This is a genomic window from Hymenobacter agri (genome assembly GCF_054778495.1).
The window spans coordinates 1-1,394 of record NZ_BAAGZM010000858.1; the positions used below are offsets into that span (position 1 = coordinate 1).

General features: G+C 60.3%; 3 protein-coding genes. All 3 read right to left on the bottom strand.

What is annotated here, in order from left to right; all coding sequences use genetic code 11:
- Window positions 1-398, bottom strand: a 398-nt coding sequence (locus ACYVDE_RS22825) for an aminopeptidase P N-terminal domain-containing protein (RefSeq protein WP_460503832.1), incomplete at its 3' end; no start/stop codon positions are given.
- A gap of 241 nt (window positions 399-639) precedes the next feature.
- Complete coding sequence (rpmB, locus tag ACYVDE_RS22830; protein WP_460503833.1) at window positions 640-879, bottom strand: large ribosomal subunit protein bL28; 240 nt, start codon at window positions 877-879, stop codon at window positions 640-642.
- A gap of 85 nt (window positions 880-964) precedes the next feature.
- Entirely contained in the window at window positions 965-1,282 is a 318-nt protein-coding gene (locus ACYVDE_RS22835; protein WP_460503834.1) for a DUF5522 domain-containing protein, read from the bottom strand.
- Between the last annotated feature and the right edge of the window lie 112 nt (window positions 1,283-1,394).

Consider the following 1,394-nt stretch of genomic DNA (forward strand, 5'->3'; position numbering starts at 1 on the left):
TTGCGCGGCTGGGTGAACAGCGCCTCGGTAACGCCCGGCTGGCCGCCCACGGTGCGCGGCTCGGCGAAGAGCAGCAACACGGCATCGGGCTCCTCGTAGCCGGTGAGGTAGTGGAAATCGGGGTTTTGGTGGTAGACGTAGTTCACGTCGTTGGCGCGGTTGCGCACCGGCGCGGCAAACACCACGGCCACGCTGTGGGGCGGCAGCTGGCCCCGCAACAGCTCGCGCCGCTGCTTATGAAAGGCCGGCGTGAGGAAGTCGGTGGGCCGGGCCGGGGCCGGATATTCCACGATGGGCTCGGGAATGGACGTGGGCGCCTGGGCCACGGCGGGCAGCGCGCCCAAACCCAGGCTACCGGCCAACAGCCCATAGGCCAACTGCCGCGCAGGCAGGCTCAAAACCGAATGAATGTGGTACGACAACCGCATGACAAGCTACTTCCTGATGAATGACTATCCCAAAGCAAGATAGCCGCCAACAGACAAAGCCAGCGCCGCGCCGGTTGCCTGAGAGACAACCGGCGCGGCGCTGGCTTTGTACCTGGTAAGCGGTATTGAGTAGTCAGTAATCGGATTTGAGCACGTGCGCCATCGTCATTTCTGACTACTGACTACCCAATACCGCCTACTAAAAAATCAACTAGTACACGATGAAGCCCTGCTCCTTGGCCTTCTTCAAGGTGGCCATGATGCCATTCTTGTTGATGGTGCGGATGGTCGAGGTAGCCACTTTCAGCGTTACCCAGGCGTCTTGCTCGGGCACGTAGAAACGCTTTTTCTGCAGGTTCGGGAAGAACTTGCGCTTGGTCTTGTTGTTCGCGTGCGAAACGTTGTTACCAACGCGGGTACGCTTGCCGGTCAAATCACAAACACGGGCCATGATATCGGAGGGTTAAATTTTATACAAAGCAGGGAAACGGGCCGCAAATATCGGCAAAAGTCTGGCATTCACCAAACACCCCGCCCTATTTCCGCTCGGATGTCCCTCCAGCGCCTGATTTGGGCCGAAATTTCCAGGGGCAATGGCGGCAGCCACTGCCGCAACAGGTGCCGCGCCGCCGGTGGTACTGCTCGGTGAAGACGAGATAACCCTCAGGCGTATAGTAAAAATCGCCGGGCTGGAGCGGCTGCGGTTGGGGAGGAGGCATGCGGGCAGCAAAGGTACGCCGCTGGCCACCGAACCAGTTCCAGGCCGTATATTGCTCCTGAAACCTCCTATTTATTCTATGAAAACGCCTAGCTGCCTTGCGCTCCCAGTTTTGGTTTTGCTGCTGATAAGCCATGCACCCACCGCTGCCGCACAAACAGCGCCGGTGGTGCTGACGGCTGCCACCGCCCCGGCGGGCGTACGGCCGGCCCTGGTGCGCGAGGAAACCGCTTTGGCCGACCCGGTGC